Origin of the sequence: Bradyrhizobium semiaridum (genome assembly GCF_020329505.1) — a bacterium.
GTDB lineage: Bacteria > Pseudomonadota > Alphaproteobacteria > Rhizobiales > Xanthobacteraceae > Bradyrhizobium > Bradyrhizobium semiaridum.
The window spans coordinates 1-17,541 of sequence record NZ_JAGKJJ010000017.1; the positions used below are offsets into that span (position 1 = coordinate 1).

Genomic DNA, 17,541 nt, shown 5'->3' on the forward strand with positions numbered 1-17,541 from the left:
CGGGGTTTGGCTTGGCGATGAAAGAGGCCGTGAGGAACGATCTCGCAACCCATCCACGCCGTCCGCGCGGAAGCGTTTGACCCACTTGGCGACTGTCTTCGCGGTGGTGTTGAACTGGCGCGCGGCGACCGCCTGGCTCAGCCTTCGCTCAACAACACTTCGCACCATCGCCTCTCGACCTTTCGGCGTCAGAGGCGCATTCTTGTGAACGTCCATTCGGTTCTCCGCGAATCGCTGGTGTTTGGCGACTTCAGAGTTCCCGGTCAGGGCCGAATGGACAACCTCCTGAAAGTTCACAGCTAGAGCATGATCCGGAAAAGCGCGAAGCGGTTTTCCGAAAAGATCGTACTCAACAAAGAGCTAAAGCGCGATGACGATTCAACCAAACCTCATCGCGCTTTAGGAGCGGATTTGCTGGTTCAGCTCAACGAAAATGGCCTCACCAACCGAGGCGGCCCGTCAAAGCTGCGCCGCCCGTTTGAAATCTTACGGACGGCGCCGCCTTCTAGCCCGAGAGGGTACTAACAAAATCCCGGTACTGATCCGTATTGCCGGGACGAAAAAAGGTTCAAGATCGCACGCGAGAATGTCCATCAACGTCCCGCCGGATCGGGGTGCCTTAGCCTTACCCACGGCACGGGCACCTGTTCAACCACGGAGATTCGGCGTTGACGCCGCCGATCGCGGCGACCTTCTCGTATGCTTCTTGGGTGCTGGCGACGGCAGGGTTGCTGCGAGTGCCGCATCCGCAACTTCCTTGGCCTCACGCAACTTGCGGAGCCGCTCCATATTTTTGCGAACCTCGATCGCCCGCCGTTCGATATCAGCGATTGCCCGCACGCCCTCTTCGGCGGCGATGCGCTGACGATCGGCGCGCGCGACCGCTGCAGGCGACGGTACTGCCGATTTCCTGACGTTCATCGTTCACCTCTTCCCAACGAGCAAAACCCGCTCAATCCGGAGATCGAGCGGGCGCCATGCCGTTCCAGTACGTCCGTGAAACGGCGCTGCGAGATCAGGCCAGCGAGAGGTTCTCTGCGCTAACTTTTCCCCGCATCTTGTCAGTCTTGAGCTCGTAATTGACCTTTTGGCCTTCGGCGAGACCCGAAAGACCGGCGCGTTCGACCGCACTGATGTGAACGAACACATCGCTGCTGCCGTCGTTCGGTTGGATGAATCCAAAGCCCTTTTGGCCGTTGAACCACTTCACGGTACCTGTCGTCATTTTTTCTTCTCCAAAGCGCACAAGCGCGAGCCGCGCAACAATCGCGCGAGCGTTTTTTCAACTTCGTCGATGTCTTTGGAAAAGGAGCCCGCGGGCACGTTCAACAAGGCACAGCGGCTAATCGAATGAAGTCAATATACACGATTTTTACGCCTTTGCAAGCAAGGCGGCCAATTTGTTCTCAGCGCGCCGATTTCGGTGCCGGCCGAAGAGCAATTCGCGACGATCCGCCGGCGCACACCAAGGCCTTATCGATTGACTCGGCTGCGCTGGGATGATCACCTCGCCCGAACTGAACCGCGCATCGCCATGACGAGCTAACCTGCTCGTTCGAGACCGGCGAAGACGTCCGCGGTTGCGCTCATTCTCCCATTCGCAACAAGTTTCCTGCGCAATCGGCTGCGTGCAGGATCGTTCCAGTCGCAGCCTATCGAGGAGTTTCAATGCAGGTCGTTGTTCGAGACAACAATGTCGACCAGGCGCTTCGCGTTCTGAAGAAGAAGATGCAGCGTGAAGGCGTCTTCCGGGAGATGAAGCAGCGACGCGCCTATGAGAAGCCCTCGGAGAGAAAGGCGCGCGAGAAGTCCGAAGCCATTCGCCGGGCCCGCAAGCTCGCCCGAAAGCAGGCAATCAGAGAAGGTTTGCTGCCTGCGCCTCCGAAGAAGAAGCTTCCGGAGCGCAAGCCGCCGCTACCGCAGATTTCCGGGCCGGCGGGCTAACCAGGGAACTCCGATCCAAGCGGCAGCAACACTGTCCCTATCGGCCCGGATTTAGCGGGCCTCTTTCGTCAGGAACGGTCAGTTGGTGCTGATGTTGAGAAAGAGTGTCCATCAGGAAGGCGCCGCAGTGACGCGCTATTATTTCGATATCAGGGACAACACCGGACTCTATCCCGACGAGGAGGGGCTGGAGTTTGGAACTCAGCGCGAAGCCGAGGTGGAGGCAGCCGAGGCGTTGGCAGGTCTTGCCCGCGATCTCGCGACCACGGACGAACCGCAAAACATATCCGTCGAGGTACGAACCGATACCCGGAGCGTGTTTCAAGCCGCACTCATTTTCACCGACAGCAAGTAGCGTAGTGACACGAAGCCTCACATGCCGGACCGTCGTGCAGCGTTGCATGCTCGCCAGAGCACGATCCGGAAAAGTGCGAAGCGGTTTTCGCGTAAGTAGCCCGCATGAGCGAAGCGATATGCGGGTTCACGAACTCCCGCATATCGCTTCGCTCATGCGGGCTACGCTTGCTGGAAGTCCCCGTCGTGACTAGAAATTCCCGCCGCGACCTTCGCCTTTCGGCTTCAGCGTCGTGGTAGGACTTCAGTTTTCAGTCTTCCTTCGCGAACGTGCAAGGTCGTTATAGCGTCGCCTCGCCGATCGAGGAGCGCCCAACTGGGATCGCCTTCGGCTGTCATGAATGAAGAGACGAAGTGATCTTTCTCGCGCACCAAAGATTGCTTCCGCGCGCGTCGCCTCGTCGGTACTACGGGAAGGCGGCGTCGCCGAAGACTTCACCGGCGATGTCCTCGGCGCGCCAGCATCGCACTGCGTGCCCGTCGGGCCGCGTGTCCAGCGGCGGCACGGGCGCGCGTTGGCACACCGCTTCGGCGAAGCGGCAGCGCGGAGCGAACGCGCATCCATCCGGCGGATTGAGCGGGTTCGGGAGTTCGCCCTTTGCCGTCGCCAGCGGCGCGCGGCGCAGCGGATCGGGAATCGCCGCGATCAGGGTTTGCGTATACGGGTGCGCCGGCCGTTCGAAGATGTCGCGCCAGCCCCCGGTCTCGACGATGCGGCCGAGATACATCACGGCGACCCGGTCGCTCATATGCTCGACGACGCCGAGGTCGTGGCTGATCATGATGTAGGAGAGGCCGAGTGTCTCCTTCAGTTCCAGCAGCAGATTGATGATCTGGGCGCGGATCGAGACATCGAGCGCCGAGACCGGCTCGTCGCAGATGACGATCTTCGGATTGAGAATCAGCGCGCGGGCGATGCCGATGCGCTGGCGCTGGCCGCCGGAGAATTCGTGCGGGTACCGGTCGGCCTGCTCGGGCCGCAGGCCGACATGCCTGAGCATCGCCGCGACACGGTCGTCGATCTCGCTCTTGGCGGTCACGCCGTGCAGGCGCAGCGGATCCTCGAGCGTGCGGCGAACGGTCTGGCGCGGATTGAGCGAGGCGTAGGGATCCTGAAACACCATCTGGACGATGCGGGCCAGTGCCTTGCGATCGCCCGATTGCCGGCCCGTCACGACCTTGCCGTCCAGCACGATGCGGCCGCGCGTCGGCGTCAACAGCCCGAGCAGCGACAGTGCCACCGTCGACTTGCCGCAACCGGATTCGCCGACCAGACCGAGGCATTCGCCGCGCTTCAATTCGAGATCGACGCCCTCGACCGCGCGTAGCAGCCGCTGCCCACCGCCGAAGAAGCCGCCGCCGATCGGAAAATGTACCGCGAGATCCTCGACGCGGAGGATGACATCGTCACCGGGGCTCGCCGCAGGGTCATGCATGGTGGTGGCACCTGACGAGGCCGCCTCCGCCGAGCCATGCCGTTTCGGGCGCCGTGGTCCGGCAGATCTCGGTCGCCTGTGCGCAGCGCGGATTGAACCGGCAACCGCTCGGGAAATCCGCGATCGCCGGCACCACGCCCGCGATCTCCCTGAGCCTGGTACGGCCGAGTGCGGCGCGCGTGCCAAGCCGCGGCAGCGAGTCGACCAGGCCTTGCGTATAGGGATGCGCGCAGGCGCGGAAGATCTCGTCGGAGCCGCGTACCTCGACGATGCGGCCGGCATACATCACGGCGACGCGGCGGCAGACATTGGCGACCAGGCCGAGATCGTGGCTGATCATCAGGATGGCCGTGCCGCGCTCGGCGCACAGGTTGCGCATCAGCTCGACGATCTCCGCCTGCACCGTGACGTCGAGTGCGGTGGTCGGCTCATCGGCGATCAGAAGATCCGGCCCGCACGCCAGCGCGATGGCGATCATCACGCGCTGGCGCATGCCGCCGGACAACTGGTGCGGATAATCCTTCGCCCGCCGCTCCGGCGCGGGGACGCGGACGCTGGCCAGCGCCTCGACGGCGAGCTGGTTGGCCTCGCGCCAGCTCTTGCCCTTGTGCAGCACGAACATCTCCGCGATCTGCCGGCCGACCGGCGAGACCGGATTGAGCGCCGTCATCGGCTCCTGGAAGATCATCGCGATGCGGTTGCCGCGGAGGTCGCGCTGCTCGGCCGCGGCCAGCCGCTGAATCTCGCGGCCCTCAAACCGGATGGCACCGGCGGCGACCGACAGCGGATGGCGCAACAGGCCGATCAGCGCGAGCGCCGTGATGCTCTTGCCGCAGCCGGATTCGCCGACCAGGCCGAACGTCTCGCCACGCTCGATGCGGAACGACACGCCTTCGACTGCCGCGACGCGGCGGGATCCTGCGTCGAGGTCGATGCGCAAATCCTCGACTTCGATCAGCGGAGGGCCCGTCATATGCGCCGGCTCCGCGATTGCGGATCGAGAATGTCGCGCAAGCCGTCGCCAAGCAGATTGAGGCCGAGCACCGTCAGGAAGATCGCAAGGCCGGGGAAGATCGACAGCCACGGCGCCGTCGTGATCTGGTCGCGCGCCTCCGACAGCATGCTGCCCCAGCTCGGAAACGGCGGACGGATGCCGAGGCCGAGGAACGACAGCGAGGCTTCGGCCAGCACCGCGCTGCCCATGCCGAGCGTGCCGATGACGATGATGGGGCCGAGCATGTTGGGCAGCAGCTGCGTGATCATGATGCGCAGATCGCCGTAGCCGAGCACTCTTGCGGCCTGCACATAGCCCTGGCTCTTGAGCGACAGCGTCGAGGCCCGCGCGATCCGGCAGGTGAACGACCAGTTGGTCAGCCCGAGCGCGATCAGGAGGCTGGTCAGGCCGGGCCCGAGCACCGCCATGATGGCGAGCGCGAAGATCAGCGAGGGGATCGCGAGCATGAGATTGGTCAGCCCATTGACGACGTCGTCCCACCAGCCGCCAAAATAGCCCGCACTCAGGCCGAGTGTCACGCCGATGATGCTGTTGACGAGCTGCGAGACGATGCCGACGGTCAGCGAGATGCGCGCGCCGTAGACCACCCGCGAGTAGATGTCGCGGCCCTGCGCGTCGGTGCCGAACCACCAGATCCAGCTCGGCGGCTCCTCCGCATTCATCAGATTGGCGTCCATCACCGGATCGGTGTGCGCCAGCCAGGGCGCCAGCACGCCGACGATGATCGCGAGCGCGAACAATACGGCGCCGATGATGAGGCTGGTTCCGAGCTTCATCGCGGCCGCTCCGCCGCGGCACGTGGTACGGTCGATGGTACGCAGACACAAGGAAGGCGATCACCGCTCATGTGTACCTGATCCTCGGATCGATCACGCCGTAGAGCACGTCGATCAGCGTGTTGATCGCCAGAAAGAACAGCACCACCACCAGGATGGAACCCTGAACCGCGGGAATGTCGCGCTGCAGCACACTGTCGACCAGGAGCGAGCCGATGCCCGGCCAGGAAAACAATTTCTCGACGACGACAGCCTGTCCCATCAACGCGCCGAATTGCAGGCCGATCGTCGTGAGAATAAGGACGAGCGCATTGCGCATCACGTGCCACTGCACCACCTTGGTCTCGCTCATGCCCTTCGAGCGCGCGGTCCGGACAAAATCCGCAGTCATGATCTCGAGAACCGCGGCCCGCGTCGTCCGTGCCAGCAGCGCCATTGGCGAGACCCCGAGTGTTGCCGCGGGCAAGATCAGATATTTCAGCCCGCCATCGCCATAACCGAAGCTCGGCATCCAGCCGAGTTTCAGCGCAAACACGTACATTAAGAGCAGCCCGAGCCAGAATTTGGCGATCGACAGCCCCGAGACCGCGATGACCATCGAGACAGTATCGACGATACTGCCAGGCCGGAGCGCCGCGAAGAAGCCGAGCGGGACGCCGATCGCGATTGCAAAGACGATCGCCGCGAAGATCAATTGCAGTGTCGGCCATGTCCGCTTGGCGATCATGGTCGCAACCGGCTCGCGGGTGCGGAACGAGGTCCCGAAATCGCCTTGCGCGAGGCTGGCAATGTATTTGCCGAAGCGAATGTAGACGGGATCGTCGAGGCCGAGCTGCTTCTTCATCCGTTCCACGACCTGCGGGTCGGTCGGGCCCCGGCCGTCGTCGGCGGTCGATGCGATGCTGCCCGGAACGACGCTGAACAGCACGAAGATCACCAGCACGACGGCCAGCACGATCGGAACGGTTTGCAGGATTCGACGGATCAGGAAGGAGAGCATTGGAACTGTTCCTCCCTCCCTCTATCGCCCGTTGCGATGCAGGGCGATCGCATATGAAGATTTTGGTCGTGCCGGGCATCGACGTTCGGCTCCCTCTCCCGCTTCCAGGGGAGGGCTGGGGTGGGGGTCTCTCCACGAGTCCTACCGTGGAAATACTTCCCACCCGGATCGCATCTTCGATGCGATCCGGCCTCCCCCGCAAGCGGGAGAGGCCAACCGAGCCAGCGCATAAGCCTCCGCCCTTCATATGCGATAGCCCCTGCGTTGCGACCGAGGGAGGGCAAGAGCGCGTCACTTCGCGGGCGAGGTCTCGTCGACCCAGAGGTCTTCGACGTTTTGATGGGTCAGCTCGGTCGCATTGAGCTGAATCCCCTTGAGCCAGGGCTGCACCGCCATCACGGCCTTGTTGTAGTTGAAGAACCAGACCGGCGCTTCTTCCTGCAGCAGCGCATTGGCCTTTTGCAGCAGCTCGATGCGTTTTTCGGGAGCGTCGGTTTGCCCGGCTTCGTCGAGCATCCTGTCGAAGTCGGCGTTCTTGAAGCTCATGTAGTTGCAGGCCGATTGCGGCGTCGCCGAATGGAAGCATTTGAGGGCAGCCTGCGGATCGGGGCCGGTCGCCTGGGAATAGATGTAGGCCTGGAATTCGCCCTTGCGGATGACCTCTGCGAGCACCGCGGTCTCGACCTGCTTGACCTTCACCTTGATGCCCACTCTGTCCAGCATCGGGATGATGGCCTCGACGATCGGCAGGCCCCAGCTTTCATTCTGGCTGGTGGTCCACTCGAACTCGAAGCCGCCAGGGTAGCCGGCGTCCGCCAGCAGTTGCTTCGCCTTGGCGGGATCAAAAACATAGGGCTTCATGGTCTTGTCGTAAGCCGGCGAGGTCAGCGGCAGCCAGCTTGTGGCGCGATAGGCCTTGCCCTTGACCAGCTTGCTGATGATCAGATCGGCGTCGATCGCATGGTTGATCGCCTGCCGGACCCGCTTGTCGGCGAACGGCTTAAACGCGGGGTTCATCCCCATATAGCGCGTGAAGACTTCGGCGACCTCGACGATGGTGCCCTTCAGCGCGGGGTCGGCCTGGTAGGCCAGATACTGCGCCGGTCCGAGCACCGAGGTGTCGATCTCCTTGTTGCGGAAGGCGACATCGCGCGCAGCGGCTTCGCTCATCAGCGAGATGACGAGCTTGTCGGCGTAGGGCTTGCCGGGCTTGTAGAATTTTTCCCATCGCTCCAGAACGACACGCGATCCCGGCACGTGCTCGACGAATTTGAACGGCCCGAGGCCTATCGGCTTCTGGATGAAGCCCTCCTTGGCGGCCTCGTCGGCGGGATAGATCGAGGTGATCGCGTTGAAGAAGTAGAAGCCCGGATCGACTTTCTCGGTCAGCTTCATCTCGAGCGTGAAGTCGTCGATTTTCCTCAGGCCGGAGATTTCCTTGGCCTGGCCCTTTTCGACGGCGGCGGCGCCCTCGACCACGCGGACGAAGCGCGCGCCGGGATACGCCTTGGTGCCGTCGATGATGCGATTGTAGGACCAGATGATGTCGTCGGCCGTCATCCTGCGGCCGTTGTGGAAATAGACGTCGTCGCGCAGCTTGAAGGTATGAATGAGACCGCCGCCGGAGACGATGTCCTCCTTGGCAAGCTCAAGGACCGGTTTGCCTTCGGCCGAGTTCCAGATGTAGAGCGACCGGTGCAGCGCCTTGGCGTAGATCTCGTCCTGGGCGCGCGGGGACGTATGAATGTCCATGCTGGTGAAGCTCGAGCCGTAGGGCGCCGTCATCCTGATGGTGCCGCCCTTGCGCGGGGTCTGGGCTTCCGCAGCGGCCGACAGTGCCAGCCCCAAACCAACCACCATCGCAATTGTCTTGAACATCATGCGTCTCCAACGGGGAGGTGTGATCAGCGAGTTGACCACTCGAAGCGTGTCGAGCGCAAGGCTGCACATATCGTGCCGGCGACGATCGCAACCAAACAGACGTGGAGGCGTCGTCGAGGGACGGCTATCGGAAGCAGCAGGTGGCGCGCGATCGGACTGACGAAGGTGGCTGGTCGATAAGGGCGTCACAGCGGCCGGAGTACGAAAAGCATACATCCGGAAGTTGCAGGGGGACAGCGTCCGGCGGACCTTGAACGGCTCCCGCTCCTCATCGGCAATGTCGTTCCGCCGATTAAGCATTTGCGACTGAATAGGTTTTCGTACTGTTCGCCGCCGAAGGCGTCGGCTTGGAGCGAGAGGTGGCGCGGTTTCGGAATAATGGAATAACACGGTCGAGTTGCCCGACGCGTCAAGGTTGCCGTTTCGAACGCCGGCAGCCGCCGGCTCCTTTGCATGGGGTTGTTTTCGCCATTTTGGTTGGGCGCCCCGCCGCGGCGGTCCTGACCTGCGCGCGGAGGATGTCGAGCGGCGATCTAGCGCTGCGCCGGCGTCGCCGGCAGCGGCGCGACCGGCTGCGAGATCACCTCGCCGACGGCGGTGTCGAGCTGCAGCACGCTGGCGGCCGCGGGCACTGCGGCATCGGCCATCGCGGCATGCCCTTCTGCGCTCGGATGCACGGCGCCGCCATAGACCGCCGACAGGATGCCCCAGGTCGCATCGTGGATATCGCTCGGTTGCATCGAGGACGGCAGCCCCTGCGGATAGGTCATCGCCGCGAAATAGCTGTCATTGGCATCGCGGATCCAGCGGGCGCGCGGCAGATAGGCGCGATATTCGCCGGCGCTGCGGCCGCATTTGAGCGGCTGGCTGGCCGCCGCGACGATATCGGATTCGAAGCTGTCGCCATTGGCGGCGAAGCAGTCGCGGTCGAACTGCGGATCGGTCGATGCCCGTGCGCAGAAGCCGTGGCTCGCGAACGCCTCCTGATGCGCATCGACGAACGTCATGCGGTCGGTCTGCGGATTGCGGCAGATGATGCCGGACTGGCACTGCGCGATGCCCTTGAGCTGCGGCAGGAACTCGTTCTGCACGAAGCTCGAGACGGCGGCGAGCCGCTTGGGATCGGCATTGAACGAGGGATGGATCTCGAAGCCGGCGCGGCCGCCGGGGCAGGGCGTACCGCCATTGCTCAGCGCCGGGTTGGCGTAGGCGGTATAGATCACGTGGGAGAGGTCGCCGCCGACCAGCGGCTTCAGCGCCTCGCGCAGCTTGGCAAACCCTGACGGCAGATCGCGGGTCAGCGCCGACCGCGCATCCTCGACGCTGGCCATCGAGCCGCCCTGGCTGAACAGCGTGCGCTCGGTCGGCGTATCGACGATCACGTTGGCGACGAGGCCGGAGAAATAGATGTCGTTGGCGCCGATCGACAGCAGCACGAGGTCGAGCGTGCGGTCCGGCTGACGGCGCTTGGCGGCCGCGAGCGCGGTGCGCAGCTCGGCCAACTGGCCGTTGACGGTCCCCGAGCAACTGCTGGCGCTCTTGGTCGGCAGGCACTCGCGCGCCTGCTGCGAGCCGAGCAGGCCGTCGGCGATGGTGGCGCCGGTGCAGGCCAGCGGCAGGTAGGTGACCGCGATGTGCGGGTACTGCACGGCGAGCGCCAGCGCGGTGCGGGTCTGGTAGCTGTACAGCGACCGGTGGCAGGCCGAGTTGAGCCACAGCGCGCTGTGGCGCTGCCAGTTCGCCAGAGTGTCCGGCGCTTCGCAGGCCCGTCCGCCCTTATAGCCGGCGCGGCTCGGCCGGTAATATTGCCCGCCGTCGAGATAGGCGCGGAAGCAGAACCCCTCGTCCGAGAGCCCGATCGCACGGTCGGGATTGCCCTCGCCGGAGGCGATGCTGTCGCCGAGGCCGGCGATGAAGAAATCGCGCACCGCGATCTCGGTCGACACGCGCTGGTTGGCTTCGGCGCCGCTCGCGACGTCGACGGTCGCGACCGTAGTGCGGCCATAACGGACCCGCAGGTTGACCGGTTCGGCGCAATCGAAGGTCGAGGTCTGCGGCCCGTCGCCGTCGTCGAACGACCAGGCGCAGGTCGCGCCGACCGGGACCGGGCCGGTGAGGCGGACCACGATCGGGTGGTCGGTCGGCGTCAGATAGCTTTCCTTGACGTTGTCGCGGGTGCAGGGCTCGTTGACGCGGCCCTGCAGGTCGATGCAGAGCCGGTTGACCATGTTGCGGGCCCAGCCGCGGCCGTCGCTCTGCAGCTCCAGCGCCTGCTCCGAGGCCAAGATGCTGCGGCCAAGGCCGCTTTCGACATGCAGGCGGAAGTCGCGTTCCTCGCGGAACAGGCGGAAGCGGTTGCGGACTTCCCAGGAGATTTGCAGCGGCTGGGCGTCCTGCGCCGCTGCGGCGGAGGCGAAAGCCGCCGCCAGCGCGCTGCCAAGCAGCACGGCTGCAACCGTCAAACGAAACGAGGATCGAGCCAAAAACCCAAGCATGGCGCGTTTGACGTCACGGGTGAGGCGAAAATAAGTACTCCGGGCGCCGAGGGCCGGGATCTGATCGATAACGTCGCTGTTACCGCTTCAGCTGCCTGACCCGCTGCGGCCGGCTTTCGATCGGTTGCCGCACGGTCGCCGAAGCCGTGCAGGCCTGGCTCAATCGCTTTCGTTCCTGCCAGGGCTGCACCACGTTCAGCCACAGCTCGCGCATACCCATGATCGAGATCGAAATCCCGAACGGGATCAGGAAATACAGGATGCGGAACACCACCAGGGTCGCCAGCAACTGTTCCTTGCTGAATTCGGGCAGCGCCACCAGCATTGCGGCGTCGAATACGCCGATCGAGCCGGGGGCATGGCTGGCGAAGCCGAGCAGGGTGGCCAGGATGAACACCACCGCCAGCGAGACGAAGTCGATATGCGGCTCGGTCGGCATCAACAGGTACATCGCGAGCGCGCAGAAGCCGAGATCGACCACGCCGATCAGGATCTGCAGCAGCGTCAGCCGGGCCGAAGGCAGGATGACCTTCCAGCCGTTCTGGCCGAGCTCGCGGCGCTTCTCGCCGGTCAGGAGCCAGACGAAATAGGCGCCGATGCCGGCGAGGCAGCCGATCGCGATCAGCCGGTTCATCGCCGGCGGCAGCAGGTCCATCGCCGACGCCGCGGCAGGATGCCAAGCCATGCCGATCCCGAGCACGAACAGATTGCCGAGCCAGAAGGTCAGCCCGGACAGGAAGCAGATCTTGGCGACGTCGATCGCGGAGAGGCCGTAGTCGGAATAGATCCGGAAGCGGATCGCGCCGCCGGTGAAGACGGTGGCGCCGATATTGTGGCCGATAGTGTAGCTGGTGAAGCTCGACAGCGCCGCGATACGGTAGGGGACGTGGATCTTGCCGATCGTGCGCAGCGCGAAGAAGTCATAGAAGGTCAGCGTGCAGAACGCTCCGACCACGCACAGCGCGGCGAGCGCGATCCGGTGCGGCGCGATGTCGGTCAGCGCGGTCAGAATGACTCCGGCGTCGACGCCCTTCAGCGTATGCACGAGCGACGTGATCGCCAGCACGATGATGAGCAGACTCGCGGCGATCCCGAGCCGTTTCCAGCCGATCTTTTCCTTGAAGCCACGCCCGAGCGTGGTCAGCAGCCGATGCATTCATCCTCCCGGCGGGACGGCAATTTCAATGGGACCCGGTCACGGACGACGACGGGCGACGGGCAAACGCACCGTGCGCGATGACCCATAAGGCAAAACCGGTGCCTTGTGCAGCCCTTGACAAGCCAAGCTGGGGTCCTCGTCGGTCGTCACTGTCATACGTCCTACATATGTTTCCGCCTCGCGGATTGTGAGTCGCCGCGCTTGCGTTCGCTGCGCGCGAAGTGCCGAACGTTCCACCGTTCCCGGCGGGTTTCGGCAGGTTTTCCGCGATTTCGCCACTTTATCCGCGCTGCAGCGCGCCGTCGGCCACCATGCGAATGGACGATATGCGCTCAGGTAAGGGCACCGGGCCCGCCGGCAGCGTTTACCAAGGTCTCAAGTCGATGCGCGATCATCCGCGATATGGGGGCGAAGTGCCGGCCGGGAAGGGGCGAAGCCGCATTTGACCGATCCGTAGGTCTATTGAGGCAAAACGCCGCGCGAGGCGTGTGCTGCCCGCGTGCCCCGACCGGCGCGGGATATGACACTTCGGTCTGAAGCGAAGTATCGCGCCGAACGAACGCCTATGTCTTGCATTGGTCAGCGAAGATCTGAGGTTCGCCGATGCAGCAGACATCCCAAAGCGTCCGGCCGAGGCCGGATCGATCCGCAGCGCTTGATCCGGCCTCGGCCGGACTTGCGACGACGTTGACGCTTGCCGCAATGAGTCTCGGCTATGGCGTGGTGCAGCTCGATGTCACCATCGTCAACACCGCACTCAATGCGATCGGTGCTGCGCTCGGCGGCGGCGTGGCCGAACTGCAATGGGTGGTCAGCGCCTACACCATCGCGTTTGCCGCCTTCATCCTGACCGCAGGTGCGCTTGGCGATCGCATCGGCGCCAAGCGCATCTTCATGGCCGGGTTCGCGCTGTTCACGGCCGCCTCGGCGGCGTGCGCGCTCGCGCCCGATGCCGTGACCTTGATCGCTGCGCGCTGCGTGCAGGGGCTCGCGGCGGCGATCCTGGTGCCGAACTCGCTCGCGCTGCTCCGTCATGCGTATGCCGACGACAAGGCGCGCGGCCGCGCGGTCGGCATCTGGGCCGCTGGCGCGAGCCTCGCGCTGACCGCCGGCCCGTTTGTCGGCGGCGCGCTGATCACATTGGTCGGCTGGCGCGCGATCTTTCTGGTCAATCTGCCGATTGGCATCGCCGGATTGTGGCTGGCCTGGCGCTATGCCGGCGAGACCACGCGTCATCAAAGCCACGAGCTCGATCTGCCGGGCCAGTTCGCCGCGATTGCCGCGCTCGGCACGCTGGCCGGCGCGCTGATCGAGGGCGGCGCGCTCGGCTGGAGCCATCCATTGGTGATTGCAGGTTTCGTCCTTGCGGCCGGCTTCGCCGCGCTGTTCGTCTGGCGCGAGGCGCGGGCGCCGCAGCCGATGTTGCCATTGTCGCTGTTCGGCGAGCGGTTGTTCGCGCTGAGCTCGCTGGTCGGCCTGCTGGTCAATGTCGCGTTCTACGGCCTGATCTTCGTGCTCAGCCTCTACTTCCAGCAGGTCAACGGCCTCTCGGCCTTCCAGACCGGTCTTGCCTTCGTGCCGATGCTGGGCGTGGTCCTGCCGGCCAATCTGATCGCGCCGCGCCTTGCGGAGCGGGTCGGCGCGCCGGCCACGATCGCGCTCGGTGCTGCGATCACGGCGGCCGGCTGCCTAGCGACGCTCGGCATCGATCGCGACACCAGCTATCCGGCGATCTGCCTGCAACTGATCGCGATGAGCGGCGGGCTCGGCCTGCTGGTCCCGCCGCTGACATCGACGCTGCTCGGCAGCGTCGAGCCGCAGCGCGCCGGGATCGCGGCCGGCGTGCTGAACGCGACGCGGCAGACCGGTAGCGTGCTCGGCGTCGCGCTGTTCGGCTCACTGGTCGGCCGGTCCGCGGCCTTCATCACCGGCCTGCACGCGGCGCTGGTGATTTCGGCCGGCGTGTTGCTTGCGGCAGGCGCGTTGATCTGGATCGGCGCGTCATCACAAGTTCGACAATGAACGATGGCGGCGGTTGTGGAATGGCAGGCCTGCATCTAACGTTGCGTAGGTCGGCGGTGACCGCCGACGGGGGCCAATCCCGATGCCTGCGCCGATTGACCGTCGCCGCTTCATCAGCCGCGCTGCGACGTTCGGCGTGACGCTGCCGTTTGCCAGCTTGCTCGCCGATCGGCTGGCTGCGGCCGCCGAGATGCTTCGATGATTTTGCGGGCTCGTCGCTGAAGGTCGAGACCGGCGGCGAACTGATCCCCGGGCTGCGCGGCTAGCTGTCGGGCCGCGAAACCCTTGGAGGATTGCCGTTTTCTTCGGCAATTTCGCCCTTCGTTCAAGGCTTCTTCACCATGCGCGGAACTGGATCCAGTCCCGTTACCGTTCATACACGAATGGCGTCGCTTTTATAGGTCCATAACGGGGGCCTATATGTATCGCGTTCTCACCTGTCTCACCCTGGAACACGACTGGCGATTGGTCGTCCTTGGTGGCGTGATCTGCCTGCTTGCTAGCGCGGTCGCGATCAGCCTGTTTCACCGCGCCCGCGCGGCGCATGGCCGCGCCCGGGACATCTGGATCGGTCTCGATGCGGCGGTCGGCGGCTGCGGGATCTGGGCCACCCACTTCGTCGCCATGCTTGCCTACGAGCCCGGCGTCGAGGCCGGATACAACATTCCGATCACGCTGCTGTCGCTGGTGCTCGCAGTTTCGATCCTGGCCATCGGACTGGCCGTCGCATCGCTCGACGAGCGCTGGTGGACGGTCGCGTCCGGCGGCGCGATCGTCGGCCTCGGTGTCGCCGCCATGCATTACACCGGCATGATGGGGCTGGAGCTGCCCGCGCGCATCGTCTGGTCGCCGGGCATCGTCGCGGCCTCGGTCGCATTCGGAAGTCTGTTCGGCGCGCTTGCGCTCCTCGTCGCCACGCATGGCGAGCGCTGGGGCTATACCGCGGCGGCAACCGGTCTGCTGACGGTTGCGATCGTCTCGCATCATTTCACCGCCATGGGCGCCGTCACGCTGGTGCCGGATCCGACCATTGTCTTTGACGGGCTTTCGGTCTCGCCGCGCGTCCTGTCGTTCATGACGGCGGTTGCGGCCTTCGCGATCCTCGGGCTGTCGCTGATCGCCTCCATCCTCGATCGTCGCGCCAAGACCGAGCTGCACAAGCAGAAGGTGGTGCTGGACACCGCGCTCGAGAACATGTCGCAGGGCCTGTGCATGTTCGATGCCGACGGCCGCATCATGCTGTTCAACGAGCGCTACAGCGAGCTGATGGGGCACAACACCATCGCGCTGCAGGGCCGCCTCTTGATCGACGTTCTGCAGGATCTGCGCGGCATCGGCGAATGGGAGGGCGATCCCGAGGAATTCTGCGCCGGCCTGATCGCCGAAGCGAAGGCAGGCAACACCGCGACGCGCATCGTCAGCCGCCAGGGCCGCGCGATCCGCGTCGTCGACCAGCCGATGAAGGGCGGCGGCTGGGTCGCCACCTTCGAGGACATCACCGAATGGCAGCAGGCCCAGGAGCAGATCTCGCACATGGCGCGGCATGACGCGCTGACCAATCTGCCGAACCGCACCCTGTTCCGCGAGCAGCTCGAAAAGGCGCTGCGGCTCGCCAAGCGCGCCGACCAGCTCGCGGTGCTCTGCCTCGACCTCGACCATTTCAAGGAGATCAACGACACGCTCGGGCATCCGATCGGCGATGCGCTGCTGCGCGAGGTGGCGCGCCGGCTCGTTGAATGCGTAACCGAGCACGACACCGTGGCGCGGCTCGGCGGCGACGAATTCGCGATCGTGCAGTTCTGCAGCAATTGCGAACCGTCGGTGGTGTCGGCGCTCGCCAGCCATGTCGTCGAGCGGCTCGCGGCGCCCTACGAGATCGGCGGGCATCAGCTCGTGATCGGCGTCAGCATCGGCCTCTCGCTCGCGCCGGAGGACGGGACGGATCCCGACGAGCTGTTGCAGAAGGCCGATCTCGCGCTGTACCGCGCCAAGGCCGACGGCCGCGGCACCTACCGGTTCTTCGAAACCGGCATGGACGCGCGCGCGCAGGCGCGCCGCATGCTGGAGCGCGACCTGCGGCTGGCGCTGCAGCGCGACGAGTTCGCGGTCTATTACCAGCCGATCCGTGATGTCGTGGGCGACCAGGTCGTCGCATTCGAGGCGCTAGTGCGCTGGAATCACGCGCAGCGCGGCCTGATCGCGCCGAACAATTTCATTCCCATCGCCGAGGAAACCGGGCTCATCGTTCCGCTCGGCGACATCGTGCTGCGCCAGGCCTGCATCGATGCCGCGGGCTGGCCGAAAGACATCGCGGTCGCCGTGAACCTGTCTCCGGTGCAGTTCAGGAATCCGAACCTGGTGACGTCGGTGAAGGCGGCGCTGGATGCATCCGGCCTGGCGGCCGATCGCCTCGAGCTCGAGATCACAGAGTCGGTGCTGCTGCAGAACAGCGAGGCGACGCTCGCCGTGCTGCACGAGCTGCGTGGCTTCGGGGTCCGGATCTCGCTCGACGATTTCGGCACCGGCTATTCGTCGCTGAGCTATCTGCGCAGCTTCCCATTCGACAAGATCAAGATCGACCGCTCCTTCGTCACCGACCTTGCGACCCGCGATGAATCGATGGCGATCGTCCGCGCGGTGACCGGCCTCGGCAAGAGCCTCGGCATCGTGACCACGGCCGAAGGTGTCGAGACCGACACCCAGTTCGACCTGCTGCGGCAGGAGGGTTGCACGCAGGCACAGGGCTACCTGTTCAGCCCGCCGCGGCCGGCCGCCGACGTTGCCAAGATGCTGTACAAGGCGCCGGAACGATCGGTGGCGTGACCGGAGCATGATGCGATCGGCTCGAGCCGGGTGGCGCCGGACACAAAACGGCGAAAACAACCCCATGCAAAGGAGCCGGCGGCCGGCAAGGCAGGGTGTCCGACAAGGCAAGCTTGACATGTCGGGCAACTCAGGGGTATTCTTCCAATATTCCGAAATCGGGACGGGCGCCCCTCGCGCCACGATCTAAGTCTTGCGCAGCGCGAAATAGGCGCCGCAAAACGCCATCGCCGCGCCGAGGCAGAGTGCGGCGAGGCCGGCGAGAACGGCTGATATGGTCGATACGCTGCTCGGTGCCGATGCGGCCTGACCGGCACCAGCCAGCATCAGGACGCCGATCACGATCAGCAGGTTCCGCATCCGCTGCGGGATCTGGCCGGCCACCGCGCTATGCATCAGATTGGCGGTGAAGTAGCCGCCGGAGAACCCGACGCTCGCGATGAGCCACCAGGCAATGGCGGCACCGGCCGGCATGAACTCGCGGCTGTCGGACCGCCACAGGCCGCCGAGATCGAGCCCGTAGCGCGCGCCGAGCATGTGCACGGCCAGCGCCAGCAGCACGCCTGTGATCATCGCGCCGCCGAGGATGAGGTAACGGGGAAAATAGGTCGTCTCGGGCATACCTCGCTTGTAGGA

Annotated in this window: 15 protein-coding genes; 4 read left to right on the forward strand and 11 right to left on the reverse strand. The window is 64.8% G+C overall.

The annotated features are described in order from the left end of the window. The 3 genes from J6500_RS19430 to J6500_RS19440 all read right to left on the reverse strand — a co-directional run. A partial coding sequence (locus J6500_RS19430) for a leucine zipper domain-containing protein (RefSeq protein WP_225714301.1) occupies positions 1-216 on the reverse strand: 216 nt, incomplete at its 3' end. 432 nt (positions 217-648) lie between these two features. Then, positions 649-921: a transcriptional regulator gene (locus tag J6500_RS19435; RefSeq protein ID WP_225714302.1), complete on the reverse strand. Its 273-nt coding sequence runs from the start codon at positions 919-921 to the stop codon at positions 649-651. Positions 922-1,015: 94 nt separating this feature from the next. Then, positions 1,016-1,225: a cold-shock protein gene (locus tag J6500_RS19440; RefSeq protein ID WP_195804097.1), complete on the reverse strand. Its 210-nt coding sequence runs from the start codon at positions 1,223-1,225 to the stop codon at positions 1,016-1,018. A 443-nt stretch (positions 1,226-1,668) separates the two neighbouring features. On the opposite strand from J6500_RS19440, the gene rpsU reads away from it, so the two are divergent. Together rpsU and J6500_RS19450 are read left to right on the forward strand one after the other, a co-directional pair. Next, positions 1,669-1,944 carry a 30S ribosomal protein S21 gene (rpsU, locus tag J6500_RS19445; protein WP_225714303.1) on the forward strand — a complete coding sequence of 92 codons (276 nt, stop codon included), beginning with the start codon at positions 1,669-1,671 and terminating at the stop codon, positions 1,942-1,944. 91 nt (positions 1,945-2,035) lie between these two features. Further along, entirely contained in the window at positions 2,036-2,299 is a 264-nt protein-coding gene (locus tag J6500_RS19450) for a DUF6894 family protein (RefSeq protein ID WP_249781572.1), read from the forward strand. A 406-nt stretch (positions 2,300-2,705) separates the two neighbouring features. On the opposite strand, the gene J6500_RS19455 is transcribed toward J6500_RS19450, so the two are convergent. From J6500_RS19455 to J6500_RS19485, 7 genes are all read right to left on the reverse strand, one after another. After that, entirely contained in the window at positions 2,706-3,734 is a 1,029-nt protein-coding gene (locus tag J6500_RS19455) for an ABC transporter ATP-binding protein (protein ID WP_225714304.1), read from the reverse strand. After that, positions 3,727-4,707 carry an ABC transporter ATP-binding protein gene (locus tag J6500_RS19460; RefSeq protein ID WP_225714305.1) on the reverse strand — a complete coding sequence of 327 codons (981 nt, stop codon included), beginning with the start codon at positions 4,705-4,707 and terminating at the stop codon, positions 3,727-3,729. Before J6500_RS19460 ends, J6500_RS19455 begins: the two co-directional genes overlap by 8 nt. Beyond that, positions 4,704-5,525: an ABC transporter permease gene (locus J6500_RS19465; protein WP_225714306.1), complete on the reverse strand. Its 822-nt coding sequence runs from the start codon at positions 5,523-5,525 to the stop codon at positions 4,704-4,706. The genes J6500_RS19460 and J6500_RS19465 overlap by 4 nt, the downstream gene beginning before the upstream one ends. 67 nt (positions 5,526-5,592) lie before the next feature. Next, positions 5,593-6,525: an ABC transporter permease gene (locus J6500_RS19470; protein ID WP_225714307.1), complete on the reverse strand. Its 933-nt coding sequence runs from the start codon at positions 6,523-6,525 to the stop codon at positions 5,593-5,595. A gap of 291 nt (positions 6,526-6,816) precedes the next feature. Continuing rightward, positions 6,817-8,403 (reverse strand): ABC transporter substrate-binding protein, encoded by a 1,587-nt coding sequence (locus J6500_RS19475; RefSeq protein WP_376707830.1) that lies wholly within the window; start codon positions 8,401-8,403, stop codon positions 6,817-6,819. A 536-nt stretch (positions 8,404-8,939) separates the two neighbouring features. Beyond that, the gene (locus tag J6500_RS19480; protein ID WP_225714309.1) at positions 8,940-10,901 is read right to left on the reverse strand and encodes an SGNH/GDSL hydrolase family protein; all 1,962 of its coding nucleotides are present in this window, start codon (positions 10,899-10,901) and stop codon (positions 8,940-8,942) included. Between the two features lie 79 nt (positions 10,902-10,980). Beyond that, a complete protein-coding gene (locus tag J6500_RS19485) occupies positions 10,981-12,057 on the reverse strand; it encodes a lysylphosphatidylglycerol synthase transmembrane domain-containing protein (RefSeq protein WP_225714310.1) in 1,077 nt (358 codons plus the stop codon). A 606-nt stretch (positions 12,058-12,663) separates the two neighbouring features. On the opposite strand from J6500_RS19485, the gene J6500_RS19490 reads away from it, so the two are divergent. Both J6500_RS19490 and J6500_RS19495 read left to right on the forward strand, forming a co-directional pair. Continuing rightward, positions 12,664-14,082: an MFS transporter gene (locus J6500_RS19490; protein ID WP_225714311.1), complete on the forward strand. Its 1,419-nt coding sequence runs from the start codon at positions 12,664-12,666 to the stop codon at positions 14,080-14,082. A gap of 420 nt (positions 14,083-14,502) precedes the next feature. After that, positions 14,503-16,905 (forward strand): EAL domain-containing protein, encoded by a 2,403-nt coding sequence (locus J6500_RS19495; RefSeq protein WP_225714312.1) that lies wholly within the window; start codon positions 14,503-14,505, stop codon positions 16,903-16,905. Between the two features lie 186 nt (positions 16,906-17,091). On the opposite strand, the gene J6500_RS19500 is transcribed toward J6500_RS19495, so the two are convergent. Continuing rightward, on the reverse strand, positions 17,092-17,526 hold the full coding sequence (locus J6500_RS19500) for a hypothetical protein (RefSeq protein WP_225714313.1): 435 nt from the start codon (positions 17,524-17,526) through the stop codon (positions 17,092-17,094). Positions 17,527-17,541: the final 15 nt, after the last annotated feature.

Excerpts from the sequence above, each read along its gene's own strand:
- J6500_RS19435 (WP_225714302.1), bottom strand. The coding sequence starts at position 921 with ATGAACGTCAGGAAATCGGCAGTACCGTCGCCTGCAGCGGTCGCGCGC.
- J6500_RS19440 (WP_195804097.1), bottom strand. The coding sequence starts at position 1,225 with ATGACGACAGGTACCGTGAAGTGGTTCAACGGCCAAAAGGGCTTTGGA.
- rpsU (WP_225714303.1), top strand. The coding sequence starts at position 1,669 with ATGCAGGTCGTTGTTCGAGACAACAATGTCGACCAGGCGCTTCGCGTT.
- J6500_RS19450 (WP_249781572.1), top strand. The coding sequence starts at position 2,036 with ATGTTGAGAAAGAGTGTCCATCAGGAAGGCGCCGCAGTGACGCGCTAT.
- J6500_RS19455 (WP_225714304.1), bottom strand. The coding sequence starts at position 3,734 with ATGCATGACCCTGCGGCGAGCCCCGGTGACGATGTCATCCTCCGCGTC.
- J6500_RS19460 (WP_225714305.1), bottom strand. The coding sequence starts at position 4,707 with ATGACGGGCCCTCCGCTGATCGAAGTCGAGGATTTGCGCATCGACCTC.
- J6500_RS19465 (WP_225714306.1), bottom strand. The coding sequence starts at position 5,525 with ATGAAGCTCGGAACCAGCCTCATCATCGGCGCCGTATTGTTCGCGCTC.
- J6500_RS19470 (WP_225714307.1), bottom strand. The coding sequence starts at position 6,525 with ATGCTCTCCTTCCTGATCCGTCGAATCCTGCAAACCGTTCCGATCGTG.
- J6500_RS19475 (WP_376707830.1), bottom strand. The coding sequence starts at position 8,403 with ATGTTCAAGACAATTGCGATGGTGGTTGGTTTGGGGCTGGCACTGTCG.
- J6500_RS19480 (WP_225714309.1), bottom strand. The coding sequence starts at position 10,901 with ATGCTTGGGTTTTTGGCTCGATCCTCGTTTCGTTTGACGGTTGCAGCC.
- J6500_RS19485 (WP_225714310.1), bottom strand. The coding sequence starts at position 12,057 with ATGCATCGGCTGCTGACCACGCTCGGGCGTGGCTTCAAGGAAAAGATC.
- J6500_RS19490 (WP_225714311.1), top strand. The coding sequence starts at position 12,664 with ATGCAGCAGACATCCCAAAGCGTCCGGCCGAGGCCGGATCGATCCGCA.
- J6500_RS19495 (WP_225714312.1), top strand. The coding sequence starts at position 14,503 with ATGTATCGCGTTCTCACCTGTCTCACCCTGGAACACGACTGGCGATTG.
- J6500_RS19500 (WP_225714313.1), bottom strand. The coding sequence starts at position 17,526 with ATGCCCGAGACGACCTATTTTCCCCGTTACCTCATCCTCGGCGGCGCG.